The sequence below is a fragment of the Reyranella sp. genome (assembly GCF_030651995.1).
In the GTDB taxonomy this organism is placed as follows: domain Bacteria; phylum Pseudomonadota; class Alphaproteobacteria; order Reyranellales; family Reyranellaceae; genus Reyranella.
In genome coordinates this window covers 84,607-107,833 of record NZ_JAUSBN010000037.1, presented here as the reverse complement: position 1 = coordinate 107,833, position 23,227 = coordinate 84,607, and the positions used below count along the sequence as shown (strand labels likewise).

Genomic DNA, 23,227 nt, shown 5'->3' with positions numbered 1-23,227 from the left:
CGGACCATGCCGGTGGCCCGTCCCGATCCCGCGCCGCGGACCTATCCTGCGGCGGTCTCGCTGCACCGCAGGGCCGACGGCGGCCCGGCCGTGGCGGCGGAAACGGCGTCGATCGCCGATGTCGAGAGCTGGCTGCTGACCGATGCGCTCGGCGAAGAGGATGTCCTGCCCTTCTTCGAGCAGCTGTGCTGGCGCCTCGTCGCGGCAGGTCTGCCGCTCGACCGGGCCAGCCTGCATGTCGGGACGCTGCATCCCCAGCTCTTCGGATTTGCCTGGAACTGGAACCGTGTCGACGGACTCTGCGACGAGGTCAGGGTGGCCGAGGCGGCGCTGGCCGACGATGCCTACCGGCGCAATCCGCTGTTCCACGTGATCGAGAAGGGCGAGGCCTTCAGGGGCCGGACCGGCGAGGCGGCGCCGCGCTTCCCGCTGATGGCCGAACTCGCGCGTCAGGGTTACGTCGAATACGCCGCCCTTCCCTTGCGTGCGGGCGGCGCCTATCACAACGCCGCGACAGTGGCGACGAAGCGCCCCGGCGGCTTCCCGGAAGCCCAGTTCGGCGACCTCACGCGGCTTCTGCGGCTCGCCGCGCTTCATGTCGAGCGCCACATCGCCCTCAGGATCGCCGCCAACGTCCTGGACACCTATCTCGGCGCGGCCGCCGGCGGACGTGTGCTGCGCGGCTCGATCAAGCGCGGTGCCGGGGAGCCGATCCGCGCCATCATCTGGGCATCGGACCTGCGCGGCTTCACCGATCTCGCCGACCGTCTCGACGGCCCCGACATGATCGCCCTGCTGAACGGCTACTTCGAGTGCCTCGCCGGTGCGGTCCTGGCGCATGATGGCGAGGTGCTGAAGTTCATCGGTGACGGGCTGCTGGCGGTGTTTCCCTATTCGGCCTTCGCCGATGAAAAAGCCGTAGCCGCGGCGGCACTGGCGGCGGCGCAGGGCGCGCTCGAAGCGATCGAACGCGTCAATGAAGATCCGCGGGCTTTCGCGGATATCCCCGGCTGGCGGCCCTTGCGCACCGGGATCGCCCTGCACGACGGCGAGGTGTTCTTCGGCAATGTCGGTGCGCCCGAACGGCTGGATTTCACGGTCATTGGCCGGGCCGTCAACGCCGCCAGTCGCGTCGAGGCGCTCAGCAAGACGCTGGGCCGTTCCATCGTCGTCACCGAACCCGTGATGCGCCTGCTCGACCGGCCGCTCGAGTCGCTGGGCGAGCACGAGCTGCGTGGCCTCGCCGCGCCGATCTCGATCTATGGTGTGCCATGACACGTTGGTTGGCGATCCTGGTCGTCCTGCTGTTCGCCGGTTCCGCTGCCGCACAGTCCGTCAACTTCCCCAGCGTCACCGTCGGCAGCAGCCAGGCGGGACCCGAGGTGAAGGGCTGGATCTACAAGCCGTCGGGCGACGGGCCGTTCCCGGCGATCATCCTGGCGCATAGCTGTGCCGGTGCGAACGCGCACACCGACAGGTGGGGCAAGTTGCTGGTGAGCTGGGGTTATCTCGTGCTGGCGCCGGACTCTTTTGTCCCGCGCGGCACCAAGGCTGTGTGCACGACCCCCAACGTGGTGACACCCAACATGCGCGTGGCCGACATCGCGGGCGCGCTCGACTTTCTGGCGACGCGGTCTGATGTGGTGAAGGGCAAGGTCGGCATCATCGGCCACAGCCATGGCGGCTCGACGGTGATCCGCTCGGCGCAGAAGAGCTTCGGTCTGGCGCAGCGCGGCCTGGCGGCAGGCGTCGCCTACTATCCCGGCTGCAATCTGAAGTTCGATGTCGGAGTCGACATTCCGGTCCTGCTGCTGGCCGGCGACAAGGACGACTGGACGCCGGCCGACCGCTGCCGGAGCCTGGTCTCGGGCCTGAAGCGCAGCGACCTCGTCGAGGCCGTCTACTATCCCAATGCCTATCACAGCTTCGATTCGAAAGCCGCCGACCGCACCGTGCCTGGCGCCGCCGGCAAGCAGCATCACCTGGCTTACGATACGGTTGCCGCGCCAGATGCCGAGGCGCGGACGAAGGCGTTCTTCGCGAAGTATCTACGGTAGCGGGCTGCGTCTCCCCGCCAATAACCCCATCCTGAGGAGGCCGCGCAGCGGCCGTCTCGAAGGGTGGGAACGAGCACCGAGTCTGCGGCCCATCCTTCGAGACGCGCCGCGGGGCGGCGCTCCTCAGGATGAGGTAAGTGCTTGAATCGATTCAGTTCATTTCCGGTCAGCCTCTCAGGATGAGGTCGTGCGCATCTACTAATGAGCCTCCGCCAGCCCCATCTGCCGGCACAGCAGCACGAGCGTCTCGTAGATCACGTGCGAGCAGAGGTGGGCGGCCATGCCGTTGACGTCCTGCGGCGGGCTCACCGTGTTCACGTCGACGGCGACGATGTTGAGGTCGGTTAGGCAGCGCAGCAGGTCGATACCTTCGCGCGCGCTGAGGCCGCCCCAGGAAGGGGTGCAGACGCCCGGTGCGCAGGACGGGTCGAACACGTCCATGTCGAAGCAGAGATAGACCGGCCGCTTGCCGACCTTGTCGCGGAACTCGGCCATGCGTTGGGCGAAGCCGCCGCGGATCAGCTCGTCGATCGAGACGACCTTGTAGCCCAGACTCATGGCGCGCGGCACGACGCCCTGCGCATAGGTCGTGCTGCGGATGCCGACATGCCAGGAGAATTCGGGATCGACGAGGCCTTCCTCGGCGACATGGGTGAACTGGGTGGCGGAGTTGTATTTTTCCTCCGAGCCGTACGGGTACGAATCGGTGTGCGAATCGATGTGGAGCGCCGCCATTTTGGGGTACTTCTTGCCGACGGCGCGGGCGACGGGAACGGTGACCGAGCCGTCGCCGCCGATCGTGATCGGCACGGCGCCCGCCTCGACGATGCGGTCGGCCGCCTGTTCGATCCGCTCGAACGCATCGACGATCTTCGAGGGCGTGAGCTTGACGTTGCCGCAGTCGACCAGACCCAGCGCCAGGGCCGGATCGAAGTCGGCATTGGTCGGATTGAAGCGCCGCATGAGCTGCGACTGCTGGCGCACCGAATCGGGGCCGCCACGCGCGCCGATGCGCATGTTGGTGCCGCAATCGAACGGAATGCCGAGGATCGCGGCCTTGTTGGCCGGCCCCGGCCGGCCATAGGGCACGCCCATGAAGGTCATCGGCAGGGTGAACAGCTCGTCGTCGGACAGACGGTCCATGTCAGGGCTCCGCGGAGAGGAAGTCGTAGGCGACCAGGGTATGGATCTTGGCGACGGCCAGCAGCTCGTCCACCAGAACATGCTCGTCGGCGCCGCCCATGTTGAAGGGCGTGAGCCCCAGCACCACGGTCGGCACATTGAACATGCGATACCAACGCGAATCCGAACCGCCGACCCTCATGTTGATGGCGGGCGTCTCGCCCAGCACTTCGGCGGCGACCGAGGCGGTGCGGGTCACGATCTCGTGGCCGGGATCGGTGAAGGACGGCTCGAAGCGGCGGATCGCTTTCCAGCTCACTCCCTCCAAGGGCGCTAGCCACTCATCGAGCTTGGCGGCCAGCACATCCGTCGTGATCCCGACAGGCAGGCGGATATCGGCTCGGGCGAGGGCGTATGTCGGCACCAGGTTGGGCGAGGTCCCGCCCTCGATGGTGCCGATGTTCACCGTGACCCTCGACAGCGTGTCGGCTTCGCCGGTGCCCGACAGGGGCTCGGAGATGGGCTTGGCCTTGCCGATCGCCGAGGTGACGACCGGCGGCGGCTGGAAGGGCACGTCCTCGAGTTGTTTCAGATAGTCGAGCGCGGTACGCAGCCGATCAATGGCGTTGGTCCCCTTGTGGACATGGGCGCCGTGGGCGGGCGATCCCGTGGTCTCGATCTCGACCCACATCAGGCCCTTCTCGCCGAAGCGCACGACCTTGGGCGAACCGACATCGCCGCAGATGTTTGCGTCGCCGGCAGCGTGGGGAAAATTCTGGAGGAGATAGCCGGAGCCCAGCGAACCCATATTCTCCTCGTCTCCCGCCAGGGTCAGCACGATCTCTCCGTCCCAGGTGTCGCGGAGCTCGGCCAATAGCAGGGCGGCCAGCAGCGAGCAGGCGATGCCGCCCTTCATGTCGCAGACCCCGCGGCCATAGAGCTTGCCGTCCTTCAGCACGCCGCCCAGCGGCGGCACGGTCCAGGGCAGCTTCTCGAGCAGCGGGAAGGTGTCGAGATGCCCGTTGAAGATCAGGCGGCGCCCGGGGGCGCGGCCGCGGATCCGGCCGATCAGGGAGACGATTCGTGGCTCCGGCTCGACACGTTCGATCTCGATGCCGGGAATCTCGCGCAGCAGCGCTTCGGCCACGGCGGCGACGTCGAACGTGTCGCTCGGCGGGTTGGGCGAGGCCACGGCCACCAGCCGCTGTGTGACGGCGATGAGACGGTCGAGCGAGCCCTCGACGCGGCGCGTCAGTTCGGAGCGGATTTTCGAGGACATCAGCGAGCCTGCAGCCTGCGTTCCCAGAAGCGGATGGCCATGGCGAGCGGCCAGCAGATGAAGAAGTAGACCACGGCGATGAAGGTGAAGGTCTCGAGCGGCCGGAAGTTGGTGGCCGAGAGCTCCATGCCGCGCCTTGTGATCTCGCTCACCGAGATGACGGCGCCCAGCGAGGAGAACTTGATGAGCTGCACGAAGTTCGAGGCGAGCGGCGGCAGGGTCATGCGGATCGCCTGCGGCAGCACGATGCGGTTGAACGATTGCAATGGCGTCAGGCCCAGCACCTGGGCGGCCTCGCGATGGCCCTTGGGCACGCTCTGGATACCCGAGCGGTACACCTCCGAGATGAAGGACGCCTGATAGAGGGCGAGGCCGATGATCAGGGCAACCAGCGCCTCGATGCGCACGCCGAACACGATCGGGAGCACATAGTAGACCCACAGAAGCTGTACGAGGATCGGCGTGTTGCGCACGACTTCGCCGATCGAGATGCCGATCCAGCGCAGCACCCGGAAGCGCGACATGTCGAGCAGCGCGATGACCAACCCGCCGACCATCGCCAGCACCAGCGTGATGGCCGAGATGACCAGCGTCATCTGCAGGCCGCCCATCAGGAAGTCGAAGCTTCCCCAGACCGTGTCCCAGCGGAATTGGTACTTGAACATCCACCCTCACTCTTCCTCCCCATTCAAATGGGGAGGTGGCGCCGCTTGGCGGCGACGGAGGGGTCATGACCCCTCCGTCAGCGTAAGACGCTGACACCTCCCCCGCGGACGGGGGAGGCAAGCTTGACTACGGCGCGACGATCGGGTCGAGCTTGTGCTTCTTGGCGTACTTCAGCAGCCTTCCGTCGAGCTTGATCGTGTCGACGAACAGGTTGACGTAGTTCAGCCAGATCTGGTCGCCCTGCGGCACGACATAGGCGTAGGGCGTGATGGCGAGCTTCTCGTTGGGCAGGATGTAGGTCGCCCAGTCGAACTCGTCGGTCACTTTGATCGCGGTCGGGAAGTCGGTGATGATGACGTCGACGCGCTGCGCGACCAGCTCGGCTTCACGCGTGTTGGGCGGCGCCACCGAGACGACCTGGGCGTTCTTCACATAGCCCTTCATGAAGGGCTCCATGTAGCTGCCCAGAGAGACGGCAGCCTTCACGCCCTTCTGGTCGATGTCTTCCCACTTCTTGATCTTGCTGTCCTTGCGCGTGACCGCGTAGAGGTTGGTCAGCAGGTAGGGCTTGGAGAACTCGACGGCCTGGCCGCGCTTCATCGTGGCGCCGACGCCGAACATGCCGATCTCGCACTTGCCGGCCTGCAGGTCGGCGATGAACGAACCGAAGCTCGATTCGACGATCTCCAGCTTGGCGTCCAGCTCCTTTGCGAATTCCTTCGCCAGGTCGGCGTCGATGCCCTCGATCTCGCCGGTCTTGGAATTGCGGAACGAGATCGAATAGTAGAGCGGGAACTGGCAGACCCTGAGCTTCTTGCTCTTGGTCACCTCGTAGAGACGCGACTGCGTCTGCTGGGCTTCCGCGCCCGTGATCGAAAACGCGCCAACCGTGCCGGCCAGCGCGAGCGCACCCAATATCCTTGCTACACCCATCATCGGTCTCCCTTGTTGACCTTCCCCATCACTCGTCCGCGAACTGCTGCAGGAAGCGCTGGGCGCGCTCCGTCTGCGGCGCATCGAAGAAGGCCGAACCCGGCGCCGCCTCGACGATCTCGCCTCGATCCATGAACACGGTGCGCGTGCCGACATGGCGCGCGAAGCCCATCTCGTGCGTGACGACCAGCATGGTCATGCCCTCGCGCGCGAGCTGGCGCATGACGGCGAGCACTTCGCGGCGCAGCTCGGGATCGAGCGCGCTGGTTGCCTCGTCGAACAGCAGGACCTTGGGCGACATGGCCAAAGCGCGGGCAATCGCCACGCGCTGCTGCTGGCCGCCGGACAGGCGCGCCGGATAGGCGTCGCGCTTCTCGAACAGGTCGACCTTCTTAAGCAGCGACTCGGCGATGGCGACGGCCTTGTCCCTGGGCATCTTCTTCACCCGGATCGGCGCTTCGATCAGATTCTGGAGCACCGACATGTGTGGCCACAGGTTGAAGTGCTGGAAGACCATTCCGATTTCGGAGCGCACGTCGCGGGCGGCGGCCTTGACCTGCTTGTCCGGCGAAGGCGTCGAAATGGGCACGCCTTCCATGACCACGCGGCCCTCGCTCGGCTCTTCCAGCAGCGCAAGGCAGCGCAGCAGCGTGGTCTTGCCCGAGCCCGACGGGCCCACGACGCAGACGACGTCGCGCTCCAGGACTTCCAGAGACACGCGGGTCAGCACCTGGTTGGCACCAAAGCGCTTGGTGATGCCGTCCGCGAGGATGAGGGGGCTCGTGCTGCTCATGTCACTCCATAAGCAATTCCTATGCCGCTCTCTTGCAGACTGCCGGATCGGCAGGAGTTTTGCTAGTAGAGGCCGGAGCAATTGTAAGAATCACCGATAACGGCTGTTTATAGAGTATGGACGTCAAGCTTCTCGAAGCCTTCCGGGCGGTGGTCGATCACCGCTCCATGACCGCCGCCGCGGGCGCCATGGGCGTGACCCAACCCGCGGTCAGCACCCAGATCGCGCGCCTGGAGGAGACGGTAGGTTTCTCCCTGTTCGAGCGCGCCAATGGCCGGCTTAAGCCGACGGCCGAGGGCATCCTGTTCTATGCCGAAGCAAGCCGCGTGCTGGGCGAGGTCGACCGGCTGCAGGCCGCGACGGCGCAGATCCGGGAGGGTCAGTCGGGGCGTCTGGCGATCGCCAGCCACCCCTCCGCCGCCATCTCCCTGTTGCCCAATCTGGTGGCGCAGTTCCTGGCCGAGCGGCCGGGCGTATCGGTACGGCTGATCTCGCGTCATTCCGACGTGGTGAGCAAGCTTCTGCCGACCGAGAGCTTCGACATCGGCATCGCCGAGCTGCCGATCGACGAGAGCCAGGTCGAGGTCCGGCGGTACGGCATGCGGTGCGTCGCCATCCTGCCGCCGCGCCATGCGCTCGCCTCGCGCAAGCTGCTGACGCCGGAACTGCTCGGGCCGCACCCGATGGTGATGCCGGCGCGTTCGCATCAGGTGCCCAACCGTATCCGCGGCGTCTTCTCGGCGGCGGGCGTATCGATCAATGCCGTGGTCGAGGCCGAGTTCTTCGCCACTCTCTGCGGCCTGGTGGCGGCGGGCGCCGGATGGTCGATCGTCGATCCGCTGTCGGCGCGCAGCTTCGAGCATCTCGGTCTCGTAGCGCGGCCGTTCGAACCGGCCGTCACCTACGAGATCGGCGCCTTCCATCGCCGCGACCGCGAGCCTTCGGTGCTGGCGACGGCGTTCCTCGACATGCTCGACGACAAACTGAAAGGGTGATTGATGCGTCTCGACGCCAACCTGATGGGCTGCCTCGCAGCCGACGAGGCGCTGTGGCGCGACTTCAACGACATCTGCGATTGCGGTGGCCGTCTCTCGGGCACCGAGAGCGAGAAGAAGGCGTTTGCGTTGCTGCGTGAGCGGGTGCGCGCGGTCTCGCCGGCCAACTCGGGACGCTCGATCCCGGTCCCCTATAATGGCTGGCAGGCCAAGTCGGCGACACTGAAGCTGCCGGGTGGGGCATTTGCGGCCTGCCATCCGCTGGTCCGCACCATCGCGACGCCTGGCCTCACCGCCGAGGTCATCGATCTCGGACGTGGCACCCCCGACGAGTTCGAGGCCCACAAGGCGGAGATCGCCGGCCGCATCGTGCTGGTGCGGCACGAGCTGATGTTCGCGGCCGGTACGATCCATCGCCGGCGCAAGTACGACATGGCGCGCGCCCATGGCGCCGTGGGGTTCCTGATCGGCGGTCCGCTCGCGGGCCACGTGGTGGCGGGCTCCTCGGGGCGCGACTCGGGCGAGGGCATTCCCGCGCTCGGCATTTCACCCGAGACGGCCGCGAAGCTGGCGCGGCGTTCGACGGGCTTCCCGTCCGTCACGATCGCCATCGAGACCGCGGAGGGGCCGGCCGAGACCGAGACGCTGGTGTTCGACTATCCCGGACAGACCGACGAATGGGTGGTGCTGTCGGCGCATGTCGACGGCCACGACCTGGCCGAGAGCGCCATGGACAACGGCACGGGCCTTGCGGCGGTGCTGGCGGTGACGCGGGCGCTGTCGCCGGAAGTGGCGAAGTGGCGGCGCGGCCTGCGGGTGATGTTCTTTAGCGTCGAGGAGTGGGCGCTGACCGGCTCGGCGCAGTATGTCCAAGCGCTGAGCGAGACCGAGCGAGCGAAGATCGCGCTCAACGTCAACCTCGACTCGGTGGCGGGCAGTCCGAACCTCGCCGCGCTCACCAGCGGCTATGCCGGCGTCGAGCCGTTCCTGCTGGGCGTTGCCGAGGCCAATGGCCAATCCCTGCGCACCGTGCGGCCGCTGATGACCAATTCCGACCACGCGAATTTCGCTGCGGGCGGCATCCCGGCGATCCGACTGGTGGCGGGCTTCGACGATCCCAACGCGCATCTGCGCGTCGTGCTCACCCCCGCCGACACGCGCGACAAGGTCGCGCAAAGCGAACTGCGGCAAGCGACCCTGCTGACGGCCGTGCTGGTCGCCGCCGCTTGCAACGCCACACCCGCCGAGGCCGCCGCGTGGCGGGCTTAGAGTCTCTCCGTCTCGACCCATCCACCTCGTCCTGAGAGGCTGACCGGGAATGAACTGAATCGATTCAAGCACTTACCTCATCCTGAGGAGCGCCGCCCCGCGGCGCGTCTCGAAGGATGGGCAACGGACGGGGTGCTCGTTCCCACCCTTCGAGACGCATCGCTGCGCGATGCTCCTCAGGGTGAGGTTATCGGGCCCGTTCATAGCCTCTTGTTTTAGCTGCTTTCATTTCGAGTCAGACTCTCAGGATGAGGGCAATGCTCACGACAGCAGCAGCATCCGCACCAGCGGCAGGGTCACGAAGGCCAGCACCGTGTCGACCATGATGACGAAGGCCAGCGTTTCCTCGTCGAGCTTGAACTTGCCGGCGATGATGAAGGACAGGAGCTGGCTCGGCATCGCCGCCTCCAGGATGGCGGCGTTGGCGTAGACGCCGGTCAGCCCGAGCGGGCCCACGGCGCTGAAGACGACCAGCGGCGCGAAGGCCAGCTTGATGGCCGCGACCGGCAGCGCCAGCGCCATCAGCCTGGTGGCCGAGAAGCGCAGCGCCATGCCGAGCGACAGCATCATGATGCCGCTGACCGCCACGGCGAGGATCGAGGCGGCATCCATGACCATGGCCGGGCAGGGCACGCCCGAAACCTTCCAGAGGATGGCGACCACCAACGCCCAGATCGGCGGCAGCTTGAGCGCTTCCAACGCGGTCCGGCGGAAGGTGATCGGCTCCTGGCTGCCATAGGCGATGGCGATCATGGCGCCGAGCGTCAGGTTGAGCGACGACTTGGTGACCTCGAACAGGACCGAGACTTCGGAAACCTGGTCGGCCTGACCGGGAAACACGCCGAGCAGCACCGGCAGGCCAAGATAGGTGACGTTGCCGAACGCCGCGCCCAGCATCATCGCGCCCTTGGTCGGGCCAGGGATCGGCAGGAAGTGGAACACCAGGAAGCCCACGGCCAGGCAGGAGAGCGTGCCGATGGCGGCCAAAGCGGGGATTTCGAGGAACAGGCGGCTGATCGTGCCGTCCATGACCGTCCGGAACACCAGCGCCGGCAGGAAGACGTAGAGCACCAGTCTGTTCATCGACTGGCGCGTCTGCTCCATGCCGGGAATGAAGTGGCGGAGCAGGGCGCCCAGCAGGGCGATGGCGGCGAGAGGCAGGAAAGCAGCGATCATCGGGGCCGGAGTCTAGTCGAGGAACGCGACCCCGGGCCACAGGTCGCGCCAGCGCTTGGCCTCGACCCGGGCGTCGTATTCATGGCGGCGGGTGCGGCCGTAGGGCGTGGGACGGCAGCGCAGGTTCAGGAGATCGTCGGTCCCGAGCGGCGCGATCACGGTGAGCGTGTCGTCGGCCTCGAGGCGTACGCCGACGCCGGTCACCGTTTCCAGCCAGTAGATCATCGAGTCGGCGGTGTTCAGGTGCGGCGGCAGGTCCTTCCAGACATGCATGCGCGCCTGGTTGCGCACCTGCCATGGCAGGCCAGGCAGCAGCGCTTCGAGCCGGCGCTCGAACGCCGCCTCGCTCTCGCGCGAAACATCTCCCGCGTCGAAATAGAGGACGTCGATATCCACAGGCAGCCGCGCCGGCACGATGCCGTGCAGATGGTCCCAGACTCGATTGCGCACGAATCCCGCGGCAATGCACCAGTCCGGCAGAGCGAGTTCGCGCACCGCACGTAGCTGTTCCATCGCGAGGGCGTCTTCTGCGATGATGCGGGCGATGAGGGACATGGCTCAGTCTAGCCGGCCTCGATGGGGATAATGCCAAGCTTTCGATTCGAACTGCGTTGCGAGGGGCGTGTTGCCGGCATCGACGAGGCCGGACGCGGGCCGCTGGCCGGACCGGTCTATGCGGCGGCGGCCGTCATCGACAGGACACGGGCCGCGCGCAAGCTCCTGCGCATGATCGACGATTCCAAGAAGCTGACCTTGGAACAGCGCGAGGAGGCCTACGAGGCCATGATCGCCTCGGGCGTCGTGCAGTTCGCGGTGGCCGAGGCGAGCGTCGAGGAGATCGACAGGATCAACATCCTGCAGGCGACATATCTCGCCATGCGTCGCGCCGTGCAGGCGCTGGCCGAGCAGCCCGAAGTCGTGCTGGTCGATGGCAACCGCGTGCCGCCGCAACTGGGCTGCCGCGCCGAGACCATCGTCGGCGGCGATGCGCATTCCTACTCGATCGCCGCCGCCTCGATCTTCGCCAAGGTGACGCGCGACCGTTACATGCATGCGCTCGCCTTGACCTATCCGGGCTACGGGTGGGAGACCAATCGCGGCTACGGCAGCCAGCAACATCTCGAGGCGCTGTCGCTGCTCGGTCCGACCCCGCACCACCGGCGCAGCTTCGCGCCCGTCACGCGGCTGGTCTGACACCATGGGCATTGGATCGATCCGCAACCTCGACTACGTGGTGCTGCTCTGTGAGGACCTGGCACGCGCGAGGCAGTTCTATCTCGACGTGATGCAGTTCCGCCTGGAGCGCGAGACGCCGCGATGGGTGAGCTTCCATGTCGGTTCGGGTCTCCTCTGCCTGCGGCCGCGCACTCTCGAGGGCGTCTTCCAGGACGGGCCGGGCGGTCCGACGGGGTCTGCGTCGGTCCAGATCGCCTTTCGCGTCTCGCCGCCCGAGATCGACGAATGCCAAACCGAGCTCGCGGCCAAGGGCGTCGAGTTGATGGGTCCGCCGCGCGAGATTCCCTCCTGGGGTCATCGCGCGATCTTCTTTCGCGACCCAGACGGCAACGTCATCGAAATCTACGCCGAAGTCTGACGGCAGGAGAAACACAAGTGCTCAAGCTTTATTACACCGCCAGTACCTGCTCGCTCGCCACCCACATCGTGCTGGAGGAGGTCGGCGCCGACTATTCGACGGTGCGCATCGACTTCGGGGCGGAGCAGCAGAAGTCGGCCGAATATCTGAAGGTCAATCCCAAGGGCCGCGTGCCGGCGCTGGTGACAGACAGGGGCATCCTCACCGAAACGCCGGCGATGCTGGTCTATGTCGCGCAGAGCTTCCCGCAGGCGCGGCTCGCGCCGATGGACGATCCCTTCTTCTTCGCCGAGATCCAGTCGTTCAATTCCTATCTCTGCTCGCACGTGCACGTGGCGCATGCCCACCGCATGCGCGGCCATCGCTGGGTCGATGCCGACGACAAGGCGGCGATCGCCGCGATGCAGCGCAAGGTGCCGGAATCGGTCGGCGCCGGCTTCGAGCTGATCGAGCACGGGATGCTGAAGGGGCCGTGGGTGATGGGCGAGCACTACACGGTCTGCGACGCCTATCTGTTCACGCTCGCGCAGTGGCTGGAGAAGGACGGCGTCGACCTCGCGCGCCTCCCGCGCGTGGTCGATCACCGCAAGCGCATGTTGGAACGGCTGGCGGTGAGGAAGGCGGTCGCCGAGGAAACCGCCTGAGGGCTCCCTTCCTTGCAGCGCTGCAAGATTCCTGGGGTGATTGCAATGAGCGCGGGGAAACTTATAATCGCCCCACCGCCGCTCCACAGGGCGACATGGATCTTGATCATGTCTGGCGGACTGGAGTTGCCGATGCGGTTCATCAGTCTGAAACTGTCGACGCTGGCCGCGGCAAGCATTCTCCTCGGGGCACTGCCGGCCCTGTCGCAAGGCTCGACGGGAGCGCCCATGGCGCCTCAGCCTCGCATCGCCCCCGCCCCGCAGGCTCCCGTCGCGGCGCCGCGAGCGCCTGTCATCACGCCCGCGCCGGCGGTCCCCCCGTCTGGCGTTCCGCTGAATACCACTCGCCAGGGCGCGCCCGTCCCGGGCGACAGGGCAGAGACGTGTTGCGGCTCGATCATTATTATTGATGGCGTCGCGGGTGATCCGGCAGTCCTCCACGAAAAGTCGGCCATCAAGGGTTCGATCATCTACGAGCGGAAGTGAACGAGAACATAACAATTGGTCCGTTGCGCGCGGCCCGTCGTTGAATGAAAGTTTGCCCGGCCCGTGTTCATGCAGGGGCCAACTCGATGAGGTTGCGCGATGTCCAGACTTGTTCCGTCACTGATTCTGCTTCTCGGCCTCATGGCGGCTGGTGCCGCATCGGCAAGGCCGGTGGATCGAGAGGCCTTCGATGCGGGTGTGAACGTCGCCCAGCAGGCGCAGGTCCAGACGCCGCCGTCGGCGCGAGACGCGATCGAGAAAGGCAAGGAGTCCGCTGCGGAGCGTGCGCGGGCGATGGGCCCTGAACTCAAGGCGCTGCGGGACGATATGGCCGCGCAGGTCGGCGAACTGCGGGCGCTCGTCGATCGGAGGGTCGATGAAGCCGGCCACAAGGCCATGACCTACGCGATCTGGGGCGCCGTGGGCTTCTTCGCGCTCATGGTCCTCGCCTCGGTGCTGGGCGGGGTCATCGTCGCGCTGCTGTTCCGGCGCAACCGCGCCTGACACGACGGGACACCGACGCTTTCTATCCGGCGAGCACGAGGTCGCTCGCTTTTTCGGCAACTGCCGTCACGGCGGCGTTGATCATCGCCGCCGGGAGGCCGGGCAGGACCGAGGCGTCGATGACGCGCAACCCCGCGACGCCCTTCACGCGCAAAGCCTCGTCAACCACCTCGCCGAGGCGGCAGGTGCCGGTGGGATGATGGAACGAATCCGTGGCCCGGCGGATGAAGTCGTGGCGGGCCGCTTCGCTTGTCCAGTCCGGTCCGGGATAGACCTCCTTCGCCCGCCAGTCGTCGAATGCCTTTGCCGCGCCGATCTCGCGCGCGATCTCGACGCCCTTCGCCAGCACCGCGAGATCGTCGGCTTCGCCCAGATAATTCGGGTCGATGATTGCCGGCGCCCGTGGATCGCTGGAGGCGAGGCTGACGGTGCCGCGGCTGCGCGGCCGCAGGTGGCAGGGCACCAGGACATAGGCCGGCGCGGCCAGGGGGCCGACGGTCGGCCGCACGAACGGTACCGACAGGCACATGACGAGAATGTCGGGGCTCTCGCCTGGCGTCGCGTGCGGCACGTAGAGGAGGGAATCCGCGTGATTGTAGTGGGAGGCCGGGACCGGGCGCCGCGCCTGGTAGGCCACGCCCGCGAGCAGCAGATGATCTTCCAGATGGCGGCCGACGTCGGGCAGATCGGCGGCGCTTGCGATACCCAGCGCGCGCAGTTCGTCGGCCGGGCCAATGCCCGACAGCATCAGCAGGCGTGGTGAATCGATCGCCCCGGCGCAGAGCAGCACGTCGCCCGCGGGCCGCACGACTCTTCCGGCCAGACGCACACCGAGGCACCGCCCGCTCTCGATCTCGAGGCCGAGCACCTGCGTGTCGACGAGCAGGTCGACCGGTGCGTCAGCGGGACCGCTCTCCAGACTGTCGAGATAAGCCGTCGCCGCGTCGTCGCGGCGGTGGCCCCTGATGCTGAGTTGGTTCCAGCCCACGCCGGTCGTTAATTCGCCGCCGAGGTCGGGCGTCACCGGGAAGCCCGACTGCTGCGCCGCGGCCATGAAGGCCTCTGCGACCGGCGTGCGATCCGTGACGTCGGCCAGCGACAGGACATGCAGGGGGCCGGCACCGCCCCGCCAGGCATTGGCGCCACCCGAGAAGGTCTCGGCGCGCCTGAAGTAGGGCAGGAGGTCGGCGTGACGCCAGCCTGCCGGCCAGCGGTCGTAGGCCGCCGGGTGACCGCGCTGGTAGGCCAGCGCATTGATGATGCTCGATCCGCCCACCACCTTGCCCCGCGGGCAGGTGATCGTGCGGCCGCCCAACCCCGGTTGCGGCGTCGTCTCGTAACGCCAGTCCAGCGCGCTCTCCTGGAGGCTGGGCCAGGCCGGAGGGTTCACGACGGCCGACAGGTCTGCGCGCACACCGGCCTCGATCAGGAGTACCCGCCGCCCGGCCTGCCCGAGCCGGTGCGCGAGAACGCAGCCCGCCGATCCCGCGCCCACGATGACATGGTCGTAAGCCCCACGGAGCTGCTCGGGCGACGTCAGCGTGCGCACGCCGCTGGCCGCCTTCGCGGGCGACGAAAGACCGGAAAGCGCAATCCCGCCCGCCACCGCGGCGCCAATCGCCTCGCGGCGCTTCAGCCCGCCCCTGCCGTCAGTGTCCCCGAACGATGGTGTCCCGCTCATGCTGCCCGCCCGTCGCGTCCCCAGTTATAGTGGTCTGGTGTGAGTTTTGCGACTCGATCTAGTGTCTAAGCAATTGATTCAATTAGATTCTTGACCGGAAGTGCCTGTGGACTCATCTTCCCCGGATGCCTGTGGATAAAATTGATCGCGTGCTCGTTGGCGACTGTATCGAATTGATGCAGACCCTGCCCGAAGCTTCCGTCGACATGGTCTTTGCCGACCCTCCCTATAATCTCCAGCTGGGCGGCGAGCTGCTGCGGCCCGACCACAGCAAGGTCGACGCGGTCGATGACGACTGGGACAAGTTCGGAGACCCCTCCGCTTCGGTCGGGGCAAGTTTCGCGCTTTACGACCAGTTCACCAACGCCTGGCTGAAGGCGGCGCGGCGGGCGCTGAAGCCCGGCGGGACGCTGTGGGTGATCGGCAGCTACCACAACATCTTCCGCATCGGCACGGCGCTGCAGGACCAGGGCTTCTGGCTGCTGAACGACATCGTCTGGCGCAAATCGAACCCGATGCCGAACTTCCGCGGCAAGCGCTTCACCAACGCCCACGAAACGCTGATCTGGGCGGCGCGCGATCGCGCCAACAAGAAGTACACCTTCAACTACGATTCGATGAAGGAGCTGAACGAGGGCGTCCAGATGCGCTCCGACTGGCTGCTGCCGCTCTGCACCGGCGGCGAACGGCTGAAGGGCGAGGACGGCAAGAAGGCCCATCCGACGCAGAAGCCGGAGGCGCTCCTGTTCCGCTGCATCATGTCGGCGTCCAATCCGGGCGACGTCATCCTCGATCCGTTCTTCGGCACCGGCACGACCGGCGCGGTCGCGCGCCGCCTCGGCCGCCGCTTCATCGGCCTCGAGCGCGATCCCGACTATGCTGCGATCGCGCGCAAGCGCATCGCCGAGATCACGCCGCTGGCGCCTGAGGACGTGACGCCCAAGCCCAGCAAGCGGGCCGAGCCGCGGATTCCGTTCGGCGTGCTGATCGAGGCCGGCCTGCTTCAGCCTGGCGCCGTGCTGAGCGATCCCAGTGGCCAGTTGCACGCACGCGTTCGCGCCGACGGCTCACTGTCCGCCTCCAATGCTCTGGGCGACCATCGTGGCTCGATCCACAAGGTGGGGGCGGCGGTGCAGGGCGCGCCGGCCTGCAACGGCTGGACCTTCTGGCATATCGACGTCGCGGGAGCGCGACGCCCCATCGACCACCTCCGCCAGCAGGTCCGCGCCGGGCTCTAACAGGCCGGTGAATCAGGCCAAGCCTTGGTAAATAAACGAAACAAACGAAATAAACGAATCAGTCGAAGCGAGAACCGCACCCCTGAATTAGGTACCCTGGTACCGTTGACTGGGTTCCTGCGCCTTCACCGCGTGCTCGATGACCTTGCGCATGACCGTGGGCAAAGCGCGTTCGTCCAGCCGGTCGAGCGCGGACCAGCTCGTGCCCGGCGCCAGCGCCGCCAGCCGGCCTGTCGTCGCCATGGCGCGGGCAATGGTGAGTTCCAGGTGGAAGTGCGTGAAGGTGTGACGCACCAGGCCGTCCATTACCACCCAGCGCGCCGGCACCGGGGCTTCGGCGAGCGCCGTGGCTTCCACGAACGGGCCCTCGCGCCAGGCGCTCGACGGTACCTCGTCCATGCCGCCCAGAAGCCCTTTTGCCGGCCGCTTGCGTAGCAGCACCGCGCCGTCCTTGCGCAAAAGCACGAAGGCGAGGCCGCGGCGCGTCGGCTTCCCGGCCTTGGGTGCGCGGCGCGGCAGCTCTTCGGCGATGCCCTGCCGGCGGCCCTTGCAGCCCTGCATCAGCGGGCAGATGACGCAGCGCGGGGTGCGCGGGATGCAGACGGTGGCGCCGAGATCCATCATCGCCTGGGCATAATCGCCGGCGCGCTGCTGCGGCACCAACCGCGCGGCGCGGACCTGGATGTCGGGCTTGGCGTCGGGCAACGGAGTCTCGATGGCGTAGAGGCGGGCGATCACCCGCTCCACGTTGCCATCGACCGCCGAGGCCGGACGATCGAAGGCGATGGCCTGGATGGCCGCGGCCGTATAGGGGCCGACGCCGGGCAGGGCGCGCAGGCCGGCCTCGTCCTCGGGAAAGCGGCCGCCATGGTGGTTGGCGACGGCCTGGGCGCAGGCATGCAGGTTGCGGGCGCGGGCATAGTAGCCGAGGCCCGCCCACGCCGAGAGCACCTCGTCGAGCGGCGCGGCGGCCAGGGCCTCGACGGTGGGCCAGCGCTCGACGAAGCGGCGGAAATACTCACCCACCGTGGCGACCGTGGTCTGCTGCAGCATGATCTCCGACAGCCAGACACGGTAAGGCGCCGTGCGTTCTCCCGGGGCTGCGCGCCAGGGGAGGGTGCGACGATGTCGATCATACCAGGCGAGCAGTCGGTCGGCGTGTGTCATGGTCAGTCGAAGGGGCGTGGCCTACCATACGGAGCGGAGTTTGAAAGGGTCCATGCGCGAAAACGGCTTCCGTGCGATCGGCGGGCTGGCCCAGAAGCTCACGTCGGGCATCGCCCGCGATGGGGCAAAAGGGGGCCGCGGCGCTGCCCTCGTTCGACTGAAGGCCGACTGGCCGGCGGTCGTCGGGCCGGAACTGGCGCGCACGACGCGGCCCGATGCGCTGCTGGCCGGGCGCGGCGCGCGGGCCGGCAAAGCCTTGCGGCTGAAGGTGTCCGGCGCCGCCGCCCTCGAGGTCCAGCACAGGAGCAGCCAGATCGTGGAACGGGTAAATGCCTATTTCGGGCACAGGGTGATCGACGACGTGCGGATCGTGCAGGGCATCATCCCGGGGCCACCCCCGGCACGCCGGACGCCGCGTCCCGATCCCGTGGTCGAGCAGGCAGTGGCCAGCCGCACGGCGGCCGTCGAGGATCCCGATCTGCGCGCGGCTTTGACCCGGCTGGGGGCCCGCATCGCCAGCGGGCGCCGCGGCTTCCTGCTCGGCAGCCTGGGCGCGCTCTGTCTCGGGGACGAGCTGCATGCACAGCCGAAAGCAGCGGCCAGGTTCCTCGATCCGTTGCCCGACGATCACGTGCTGGGCCGTCCCGACGCCCCCAATGTGCTGATCGACTACGCCTCGTTCACCTGTCCGCACTGCGCCACCTTCAACAACGCGGTCATGCCCGCCCTGAAGCGGGACTGGATCGACACCGGCAAGCTGAAGCTGGTGCATCGCCACTTTCCATCGGATGCCCTCGCCACGCGCGCCAGCCTGCTGGCGGAGTGCGCCGGTCCGGACGGGTTCTTCGCCGCCGTCGACACGCTGTTCCGCACGCAGGTCCAGTGGATGACCGCGCCCGACCCGGCGGCGGAACTGATGACGGTGCTGGCGGGGCAGGGGGTGACCGAGGCCGCGGCGCAGGCCTGCGTCGCCAACGACCGGCTTTTGGACAAAGTCATCGCCGACGTGCAATCCGGTCAGGCGCTGGGCGTCAATTCAACCCCGACCGTCTTCATCAACGAGCAGGGGTACGGCAATCCGGGCGGAATGGACGCCATCGCAGCAATTTTACGACAGGTGGGCCGTTAACGTTTGACTCCCCACAGGCGTAATTCCCAAGATGTAGTGGAGAGGGTTGAACAAAATGCGGAATATCTTGATCGTCGCCGGCGGGGTCGTGGCGGTGGCTGCGATTGCGGCCGGCGTCTATTTCGGCACCCGTGCGCCCTCGTCGCCCGCGCCGGTCGCGGCCGTTTCGGCGCCCAACAAGGCCGCCCTGGAGAGTGTTCAGCCCGGCGACCATGTGCTGGGCGACCCCAAAGCGCCGATCACCGTGATCGAGTATGCATCACTTACCTGCTCGCACTGTGCGCACTTCCATACGCAGGTCCTGCCCGAGATCAAGAAGAAGTGGATCGATACCGGCAAGGTCAAGCTGGTCTATCGCGACTTCCCGCTGGACCAGGTCGCCGCCAAGGCGGCGCAGATCGCCGAGTGCGCCGGCAACGACAAGTATTTCGGCGTGGTCGACATCATCTTCCGCGGCCAGCCGCAGTGGGCGGCGGCGGCCGATCCGCTGGCTGAGCTCGCCAAGCCGCTGCGGATCGCCGGCATGGGCGAGAACGAGATCAAGGCGTGCCTCGCCAACGATGCGATGAGCAACGCGGTGATCAACGACTACAAGGCTGGCGAGGCGATGGGCGTCACCTCGACGCCGACGCTGTTCATCAACGGCCAGCTCTATCGCGGGTCGCGCTCCGTCGAGGAACTCGACGGCGTGTTCTCCAAGCTCGCCAAGTAGGCATTCGGGCAAGTAACCAGACAGGCGTGGTGTAATGGTCCAGTTCGACAAGCTCCGGCTCTCCGGTTTCAAGTCTTTCGTCGACCCGACGGAACTCGTGATCGAGTCCGGCATGACCGGAATCGTGGGACCGAATGGCTGTGGCAAGTCGAACCTCGTCGAAGCGCTGAAGTGGGTGATGGGCGAGACCTCCGCCAAGCAGATGCGCGGCTCCGAGATGGAGGATGTCATCTTCGCCGGCTCCGGCCAGCGGCCGGCGCGCAACATCGCCGAGGTCATGCTGTCGCTGGACAACAGGACGCGCACCGCGCCCGCCGCGGTGAACGATACGGACCAGCTCGACGTCGTGCGTCGCATCGAGCGCGGTCACGGCTCGGCTTATTCGGTGAACGGTCGCGAGATTCGCGCCCGTGACGTGCAGACGCTGTTCGCCGACGCGGCCACGGGGTCGCGCTCCACGGCGCTCGTCAGCCAGGGCCGCATCGGCGCGCTCATCAACGCCAAGCCGGCCGATCGCCGTTCGGTGATCGACGAGGCGGCCGGCATTACCGGTCTTTACGCCCGCCGTCACGAGGCCGAGCTGCGCCTGCGCGCCGCCGAGCAGAACCTCGCCCGCGTCCAGGACGTGCTGGTGGCCCTCGAGGAGCAGCACAAGGGCCTGAAGCGCCAGGCCCGTCAGGCCAGCCGCTATCGCAACCTCTCCGACCATATCCGTCGCGCCGAAGCCGCCGTGCTGGCGCTGAAGCTCGCCAATGCCGAGCGCGATCTGGCCGTATCCGCCGAGCGGCTGAAGGAAGCCGAGGCGCAGGTCGCCGACCTGACGCGTCTGGTCGGCCTCGCCACCACCGCGCAGGCCGAAGCCGCGACGGCGCTGCCGCCGTTGCGCAACGACGAAGCCGCCGCCGCTGCCGGATTGCAGCGCCTGCGCGTGGCGCACGATGCGCTGACCGCGGAGGCCGAGCGGGTCGCCGCCGCGCAATCCGAAGCCGAGAGGCGCCTCCAGCAGACCGAGCAGGATCTGGCGCGCGAGCAGGGCCGCAAGAACGACGCCGCCGCCGCCATTTCCGACCTTGGCGCCCAGCGCGAACGTCTCGAAGAGGAGCGTTTCGGCGAAGAGGATCGTGCTGCCGCCGCCGAGGAAGCGCGCGACACCGCGCGCAGCGAGACCAGCGTGGCCGAGGTCGAGTTCGACCGCCTGACCCGCCAGATCGCTGACGACGAAGCCCTGCGTCAGAGCGTTTCGCGCGAGATCGCGGAACTTCAGGATCGTCTGCGCCGCCTGTCGTCGCGCCGTGATGAAGTCTCGGCACAGCAACGGCAGCTCGAGACCGAACTGTCCAACCTGCCGGCGCTGCCGGAAGTCGAGGCCGAACTCGAAGCCGCCCGGGCCGCGCTGGAAGAAGCGCGGTTCAGCGGCCAGGAGGCGATCGAAGCCGCCCGCGAGGCCGAGCGCTACGAGTCGGATGCCGCGCGTCAGGCGGTCGCCAGGGCCGAAGCGGAACGGCTCGAGATGGAAAAGGCCCGTTCGGCCGAACGCGAGGCAGCGGAAGCCAGCCATGCCACCGCCGTCGAGGCCCTGCAGAAGACCAATGCGCGTCTGACCAAGCTGCGCGCCGAGGAAGCGGGCGTCGCCGCTGCGTTGAAGTCCGCGGCCAATTCGCTGTGGCCGCCGCTGCTCGACGCCCTCTCCGTCGAGCCGGGCTTCGAGAAGGCCTTGGGCGCGGCCTTCGGCGACGAGCTCGAGGCTTCGTCGGATCGCGGCGCGCCGGTGCACTGGCTGCCGCTCGAGGCGCTGGCCGAGACGCCGGCCCTTCCCGAAGGCGCGACGCCGCTCGGCGCGCATGTCGGCGCCCTGCCGGAATTGGCCCGTCGTCTGTCCTTCATCGGCATCGTGGCCAACGACGAGACCGGCGCGGCGCTGCAGGCCGCCCTCAAGCCCGGCCAGCAGCTGGTCACCCGCGAGGGCGCGGTCTGGCGCTGGGACGGCTACACGATGCGGGCCGGTGCGCCGTCGACCGCTGCCGTGCGGCTGAGCCAGCGCAACCGCCTGGCCGAGATTCGCTTTCAGATCGACGGCATCGTCGCCGAGCAGACGGTCGAGCAGGCGCGCGTCGATGCCGAGAAGACGTGGCTCGCCGCGGCCCGTGATGCCGAGAAGACCTGCGTCGACCAGGCGCGCGCCTACGAGCGCAGCGTGGCCGAGGCCGCACGTCGCAAGACGCAGGAGGCCGGCGAGGCCACGCGGGCCGCCGAGCGCGCCGCCCAGTCGGCCATCGGCACCGCCGAGCGCCTGGCCACGCAGGCCCGCGACCGTCACGTCGAGATTGCCCGTCGCACCGACCAGCTGCGCACGCGTCTCGCCGGCATCGCGACGGTGGTCGCCGAAGTGCAGGGCGACATCGCCGAGGTCGAGATGCGGCGCACCTTCCGCGAGGCGCGCCTGTCGTCTATCGCCGACACCCAGGCCGATCGTGCCGAGGCCGGTGCGCTGCGCGTGCGCATCGCCGAGCTGCGGGCGGCGCTCGTCGAGGCCGAGGGCCAGTGCGACCGTCTCGCACGCGAGTCGAAGATGCGGGTCGAGCGGCTGGCGCAGATCGCACAGGACCACGAAGGCTGGAGCAAGCGACTGCGCGAGGCGGACGGCCAGATCGTCGAACTCGACGCACGGCGCGAGCAGACCGCGGCCGCGATTGCCGAACTGGCGGCCAAGCCGGCGGAGATCGAGGAGAAGCGGTTCGTGCTCGGCGAGGAGATCGACAAGGCCGAGGCCAACCGCCAGGAAGCGGCCGACCGCCTGGCGATCGGCGAGACTCGTCTGGCCGAGGCCGACAAGGCGCTGCGCCAGGCCGAGACCGAAATGGGCCAGGCGCGAGAGACCCGCGTCCGCCGCGAAGGTCAGGTCGAGCAGGCCACGAAGGATCGCGAGTCGGTGGTCGAGCGCATTGCCGAGCGCCTGCGCTGCGAGCCCGACGGCGTGATGGCGTTGGCCGAGGTGCAGTCGCTCGACGAGCTGCCGGATCTCGAGAAGGCCGAGCACAAGCTCGAGCGGCTGGTGCACGAGCGCGAGACGATGGGCGCCGTGAACCTGCGGGCCGAGGAAGAGGCCAACGAACTCGAGCAGCAGATCACCGCCATGACGAGCGAGCGTGACGACCTCGTCGCCGCCATCGGCCGCCTGCGCCAGGGCATCCAGAGTCTGAACCGCGAGGGCCGCGAGCGTTTCCTCGTCGCCTTCGAGCAGGTCAGCGGCCACTTCCAGCAGCTCTTCACCAAGCTGTTCGGCGGCGGCAAGGCCGAGTTGCGGCTCACCGAGTCGGAGGATCCTCTCGAGGCCGGCCTCGAGATCCATGCCAGTCCGCCGGGCAAGAAGCTGCAGGTCATGTCCCTGCTGTCGGGCGGCGAGCAGGCGCTGACGGCGTTGTCGCTGCTGTTTGCAGTGTTCATGACGAACCCGGCGCCGATCTGCGTGCTGGACGAGGTGGACGCGCCGCTGGACGACCTGAACGTGGAGCGGTTCTGCGGCCTGGTGAAGGACATCGCCGGCCGCACCGACACGCGCTTCCTGATCATCACCCATCATCGCGTCACGATGGCGCGCATGGATCGCCTCTACGGCGTGACCATGGCCGAGCGGGGGGTCTCCCAGCTCGTCTCCGTCAACCTCCAGGAGGCCGACCGCATGGTGGCCTAGGCCCTTACGACGGCGTCAGCCTAAACAAGCAAGACTATCTTCCTCTCAAAAAACTGGGCGCCGGCTGGCCTGACGGCGCCCTTTTCTTTGC

Annotated in this window: 22 protein-coding genes; 13 read left to right on the top strand and 9 right to left on the bottom strand. The window is 67.6% G+C overall.

Translation table 11 applies throughout. The annotated features are described in order from the left end of the window. Positions 1–6: 6 nt before the first annotated feature. On the top strand, positions 7–1,275 hold the full coding sequence (locus Q7V45_RS10850; protein WP_304851446.1) for an adenylate/guanylate cyclase domain-containing protein: 1,269 nt from the start codon (positions 7–9) through the stop codon (positions 1,273–1,275). Then, positions 1,272–2,057: a dienelactone hydrolase family protein gene (locus tag Q7V45_RS10845; RefSeq protein WP_304851443.1), complete on the top strand. Its 786-nt coding sequence runs from the start codon at positions 1,272–1,274 to the stop codon at positions 2,055–2,057. The genes Q7V45_RS10850 and Q7V45_RS10845 overlap by 4 nt, the downstream gene beginning before the upstream one ends. A gap of 198 nt (positions 2,058–2,255) precedes the next feature. On the opposite strand, the gene Q7V45_RS10840 is transcribed toward Q7V45_RS10845, so the two are convergent. The 5 genes from Q7V45_RS10840 to Q7V45_RS10820 form a co-directional block, all read right to left on the bottom strand. Then, the gene (locus Q7V45_RS10840; RefSeq protein WP_304851440.1) at positions 2,256–3,200 is read right to left on the bottom strand and encodes an arginase family protein; all 945 of its coding nucleotides are present in this window, start codon (positions 3,198–3,200) and stop codon (positions 2,256–2,258) included. A gap of 1 nt (position 3,201) precedes the next feature. Next, positions 3,202–4,458 carry a M20/M25/M40 family metallo-hydrolase gene (locus tag Q7V45_RS10835; RefSeq protein ID WP_304851437.1) on the bottom strand — a complete coding sequence of 419 codons (1,257 nt, stop codon included), beginning with the start codon at positions 4,456–4,458 and terminating at the stop codon, positions 3,202–3,204. Then, a complete protein-coding gene (locus tag Q7V45_RS10830; RefSeq protein ID WP_304851434.1) occupies positions 4,458–5,123 on the bottom strand; it encodes an amino acid ABC transporter permease in 666 nt (221 codons plus the stop codon). The genes Q7V45_RS10835 and Q7V45_RS10830 overlap by 1 nt, the downstream gene beginning before the upstream one ends. A 127-nt stretch (positions 5,124–5,250) precedes the next feature. Then, on the bottom strand, positions 5,251–6,060 hold the full coding sequence (locus tag Q7V45_RS10825; RefSeq protein ID WP_304851431.1) for an ABC transporter substrate-binding protein: 810 nt from the start codon (positions 6,058–6,060) through the stop codon (positions 5,251–5,253). 25 nt (positions 6,061–6,085) lie between these two features. Further along, positions 6,086–6,850 carry an amino acid ABC transporter ATP-binding protein gene (locus Q7V45_RS10820; protein ID WP_304851428.1) on the bottom strand — a complete coding sequence of 255 codons (765 nt, stop codon included), beginning with the start codon at positions 6,848–6,850 and terminating at the stop codon, positions 6,086–6,088. Between the two features lie 116 nt (positions 6,851–6,966). Here Q7V45_RS10820 and Q7V45_RS10815 point away from each other — a divergent pair, with 116 nt between their 5' ends. Both Q7V45_RS10815 and Q7V45_RS10810 read left to right on the top strand, forming a co-directional pair. After that, on the top strand, positions 6,967–7,845 hold the full coding sequence (locus Q7V45_RS10815; RefSeq protein ID WP_304851424.1) for a LysR family transcriptional regulator: 879 nt from the start codon (positions 6,967–6,969) through the stop codon (positions 7,843–7,845). A gap of 3 nt (positions 7,846–7,848) precedes the next feature. Further along, positions 7,849–9,114: a M28 family peptidase gene (locus tag Q7V45_RS10810; protein WP_304851421.1), complete on the top strand. Its 1,266-nt coding sequence runs from the start codon at positions 7,849–7,851 to the stop codon at positions 9,112–9,114. Positions 9,115–9,375: 261 nt separating this feature from the next. Here Q7V45_RS10810 and Q7V45_RS10805 read toward each other — a convergent pair whose 3' ends face one another. Continuing rightward, complete coding sequence (locus Q7V45_RS10805; RefSeq protein ID WP_304851418.1) at positions 9,376–10,290, bottom strand: AEC family transporter; 915 nt, start codon at positions 10,288–10,290, stop codon at positions 9,376–9,378. 12 nt (positions 10,291–10,302) lie between these two features. After that, positions 10,303–10,845 carry a nucleotidyltransferase family protein gene (locus Q7V45_RS10800; protein WP_304851415.1) on the bottom strand — a complete coding sequence of 181 codons (543 nt, stop codon included), beginning with the start codon at positions 10,843–10,845 and terminating at the stop codon, positions 10,303–10,305. A 30-nt stretch (positions 10,846–10,875) separates the two neighbouring features. Here Q7V45_RS10800 and Q7V45_RS10795 point away from each other — a divergent pair, with 30 nt between their 5' ends. From Q7V45_RS10795 to Q7V45_RS10775, 5 genes are all read left to right on the top strand, one after another. After that, a complete protein-coding gene (locus Q7V45_RS10795; RefSeq protein WP_304851413.1) occupies positions 10,876–11,484 on the top strand; it encodes a ribonuclease HII in 609 nt (202 codons plus the stop codon). Positions 11,485–11,488: 4 nt separating this feature from the next. Continuing rightward, a complete protein-coding gene (locus tag Q7V45_RS10790; protein ID WP_304851410.1) occupies positions 11,489–11,884 on the top strand; it encodes a VOC family protein in 396 nt (131 codons plus the stop codon). Between the two features lie 17 nt (positions 11,885–11,901). After that, the gene (locus Q7V45_RS10785; protein ID WP_304851407.1) at positions 11,902–12,528 is read left to right on the top strand and encodes a glutathione S-transferase family protein; all 627 of its coding nucleotides are present in this window, start codon (positions 11,902–11,904) and stop codon (positions 12,526–12,528) included. A gap of 132 nt (positions 12,529–12,660) precedes the next feature. Continuing rightward, the gene (locus Q7V45_RS10780; protein WP_304851404.1) at positions 12,661–13,014 is read left to right on the top strand and encodes a hypothetical protein; all 354 of its coding nucleotides are present in this window, start codon (positions 12,661–12,663) and stop codon (positions 13,012–13,014) included. 99 nt (positions 13,015–13,113) lie between these two features. Next, the gene (locus Q7V45_RS10775) at positions 13,114–13,518 is read left to right on the top strand and encodes a hypothetical protein (protein ID WP_304851401.1); all 405 of its coding nucleotides are present in this window, start codon (positions 13,114–13,116) and stop codon (positions 13,516–13,518) included. Positions 13,519–13,540: 22 nt separating this feature from the next. Here the strand turns inward: Q7V45_RS10775 and Q7V45_RS10770 are convergent, their stop codons facing one another. Beyond that, positions 13,541–15,199 carry a GMC family oxidoreductase gene (locus tag Q7V45_RS10770; protein WP_304851397.1) on the bottom strand — a complete coding sequence of 553 codons (1,659 nt, stop codon included), beginning with the start codon at positions 15,197–15,199 and terminating at the stop codon, positions 13,541–13,543. A 176-nt stretch (positions 15,200–15,375) separates the two neighbouring features. Here Q7V45_RS10770 and Q7V45_RS10765 point away from each other — a divergent pair, with 176 nt between their 5' ends. Then, on the top strand, positions 15,376–16,437 hold the full coding sequence (locus Q7V45_RS10765) for a site-specific DNA-methyltransferase (protein ID WP_370692589.1): 1,062 nt from the start codon (positions 15,376–15,378) through the stop codon (positions 16,435–16,437). Between the two features lie 87 nt (positions 16,438–16,524). Here Q7V45_RS10765 and mutY read toward each other — a convergent pair whose 3' ends face one another. Then, positions 16,525–17,604: an A/G-specific adenine glycosylase gene (gene mutY, locus Q7V45_RS10760; protein ID WP_304851390.1), complete on the bottom strand. Its 1,080-nt coding sequence runs from the start codon at positions 17,602–17,604 to the stop codon at positions 16,525–16,527. A gap of 52 nt (positions 17,605–17,656) precedes the next feature. Between mutY and Q7V45_RS10755 the strand changes: the two genes are divergently transcribed. From Q7V45_RS10755 to Q7V45_RS10745, 3 genes are read left to right on the top strand one after another with little or no spacing between them, the layout of a single operon-like run. Beyond that, positions 17,657–18,733, top strand: a complete 1,077-nt coding sequence (locus Q7V45_RS10755) for a DciA family protein (RefSeq protein ID WP_304851387.1) — start codon at positions 17,657–17,659, stop codon at positions 18,731–18,733. A 55-nt stretch (positions 18,734–18,788) separates the two neighbouring features. Next, on the top strand, positions 18,789–19,445 hold the full coding sequence (locus tag Q7V45_RS10750; protein ID WP_304851384.1) for a DsbA family protein: 657 nt from the start codon (positions 18,789–18,791) through the stop codon (positions 19,443–19,445). A 34-nt stretch (positions 19,446–19,479) separates the two neighbouring features. Further along, entirely contained in the window at positions 19,480–23,136 is a 3,657-nt protein-coding gene (locus Q7V45_RS10745) for a chromosome segregation SMC family protein (RefSeq protein ID WP_304851381.1), read from the top strand. Positions 23,137–23,227: the final 91 nt, after the last annotated feature.

Bases quoted from the DNA above. Each gene is read 5' to 3' on its own strand.
- Q7V45_RS10765 (WP_370692589.1), top strand. From the start codon at position 15,376: ATGCAGACCCTGCCCGAAGCTTCCGTCGACATGGTCTTTGCCGACCCT.
- Q7V45_RS10775 (WP_304851401.1), top strand. From the start codon at position 13,114: ATGTCCAGACTTGTTCCGTCACTGATTCTGCTTCTCGGCCTCATGGCG.
- mutY (WP_304851390.1), bottom strand. From the start codon at position 17,604: ATGACACACGCCGACCGACTGCTCGCCTGGTATGATCGACATCGTCGC.
- Q7V45_RS10825 (WP_304851431.1), bottom strand. From the start codon at position 6,060: ATGATGGGTGTAGCAAGGATATTGGGTGCGCTCGCGCTGGCCGGCACG.
- Q7V45_RS10850 (WP_304851446.1), top strand. From the start codon at position 7: ATGCCGGTGGCCCGTCCCGATCCCGCGCCGCGGACCTATCCTGCGGCG.
- Q7V45_RS10745 (WP_304851381.1), top strand. From the start codon at position 19,480: ATGGTCCAGTTCGACAAGCTCCGGCTCTCCGGTTTCAAGTCTTTCGTC.
- Q7V45_RS10840 (WP_304851440.1), bottom strand. From the start codon at position 3,200: ATGGACCGTCTGTCCGACGACGAGCTGTTCACCCTGCCGATGACCTTC.
- Q7V45_RS10830 (WP_304851434.1), bottom strand. From the start codon at position 5,123: ATGTTCAAGTACCAATTCCGCTGGGACACGGTCTGGGGAAGCTTCGAC.
- Q7V45_RS10815 (WP_304851424.1), top strand. From the start codon at position 6,967: ATGGACGTCAAGCTTCTCGAAGCCTTCCGGGCGGTGGTCGATCACCGC.
- Q7V45_RS10845 (WP_304851443.1), top strand. From the start codon at position 1,272: ATGACACGTTGGTTGGCGATCCTGGTCGTCCTGCTGTTCGCCGGTTCC.
- Q7V45_RS10780 (WP_304851404.1), top strand. From the start codon at position 12,661: ATGCGGTTCATCAGTCTGAAACTGTCGACGCTGGCCGCGGCAAGCATT.
- Q7V45_RS10770 (WP_304851397.1), bottom strand. From the start codon at position 15,199: ATGAGCGGGACACCATCGTTCGGGGACACTGACGGCAGGGGCGGGCTG.
- Q7V45_RS10800 (WP_304851415.1), bottom strand. From the start codon at position 10,845: ATGTCCCTCATCGCCCGCATCATCGCAGAAGACGCCCTCGCGATGGAA.
- Q7V45_RS10835 (WP_304851437.1), bottom strand. From the start codon at position 4,458: ATGTCCTCGAAAATCCGCTCCGAACTGACGCGCCGCGTCGAGGGCTCG.
- Q7V45_RS10750 (WP_304851384.1), top strand. From the start codon at position 18,789: ATGCGGAATATCTTGATCGTCGCCGGCGGGGTCGTGGCGGTGGCTGCG.
- Q7V45_RS10795 (WP_304851413.1), top strand. From the start codon at position 10,876: ATGCCAAGCTTTCGATTCGAACTGCGTTGCGAGGGGCGTGTTGCCGGC.
- Q7V45_RS10805 (WP_304851418.1), bottom strand. From the start codon at position 10,290: ATGATCGCTGCTTTCCTGCCTCTCGCCGCCATCGCCCTGCTGGGCGCC.
- Q7V45_RS10790 (WP_304851410.1), top strand. From the start codon at position 11,489: ATGGGCATTGGATCGATCCGCAACCTCGACTACGTGGTGCTGCTCTGT.
- Q7V45_RS10755 (WP_304851387.1), top strand. From the start codon at position 17,657: ATGCGCGAAAACGGCTTCCGTGCGATCGGCGGGCTGGCCCAGAAGCTC.
- Q7V45_RS10810 (WP_304851421.1), top strand. From the start codon at position 7,849: ATGCGTCTCGACGCCAACCTGATGGGCTGCCTCGCAGCCGACGAGGCG.
- Q7V45_RS10820 (WP_304851428.1), bottom strand. From the start codon at position 6,850: ATGAGCAGCACGAGCCCCCTCATCCTCGCGGACGGCATCACCAAGCGC.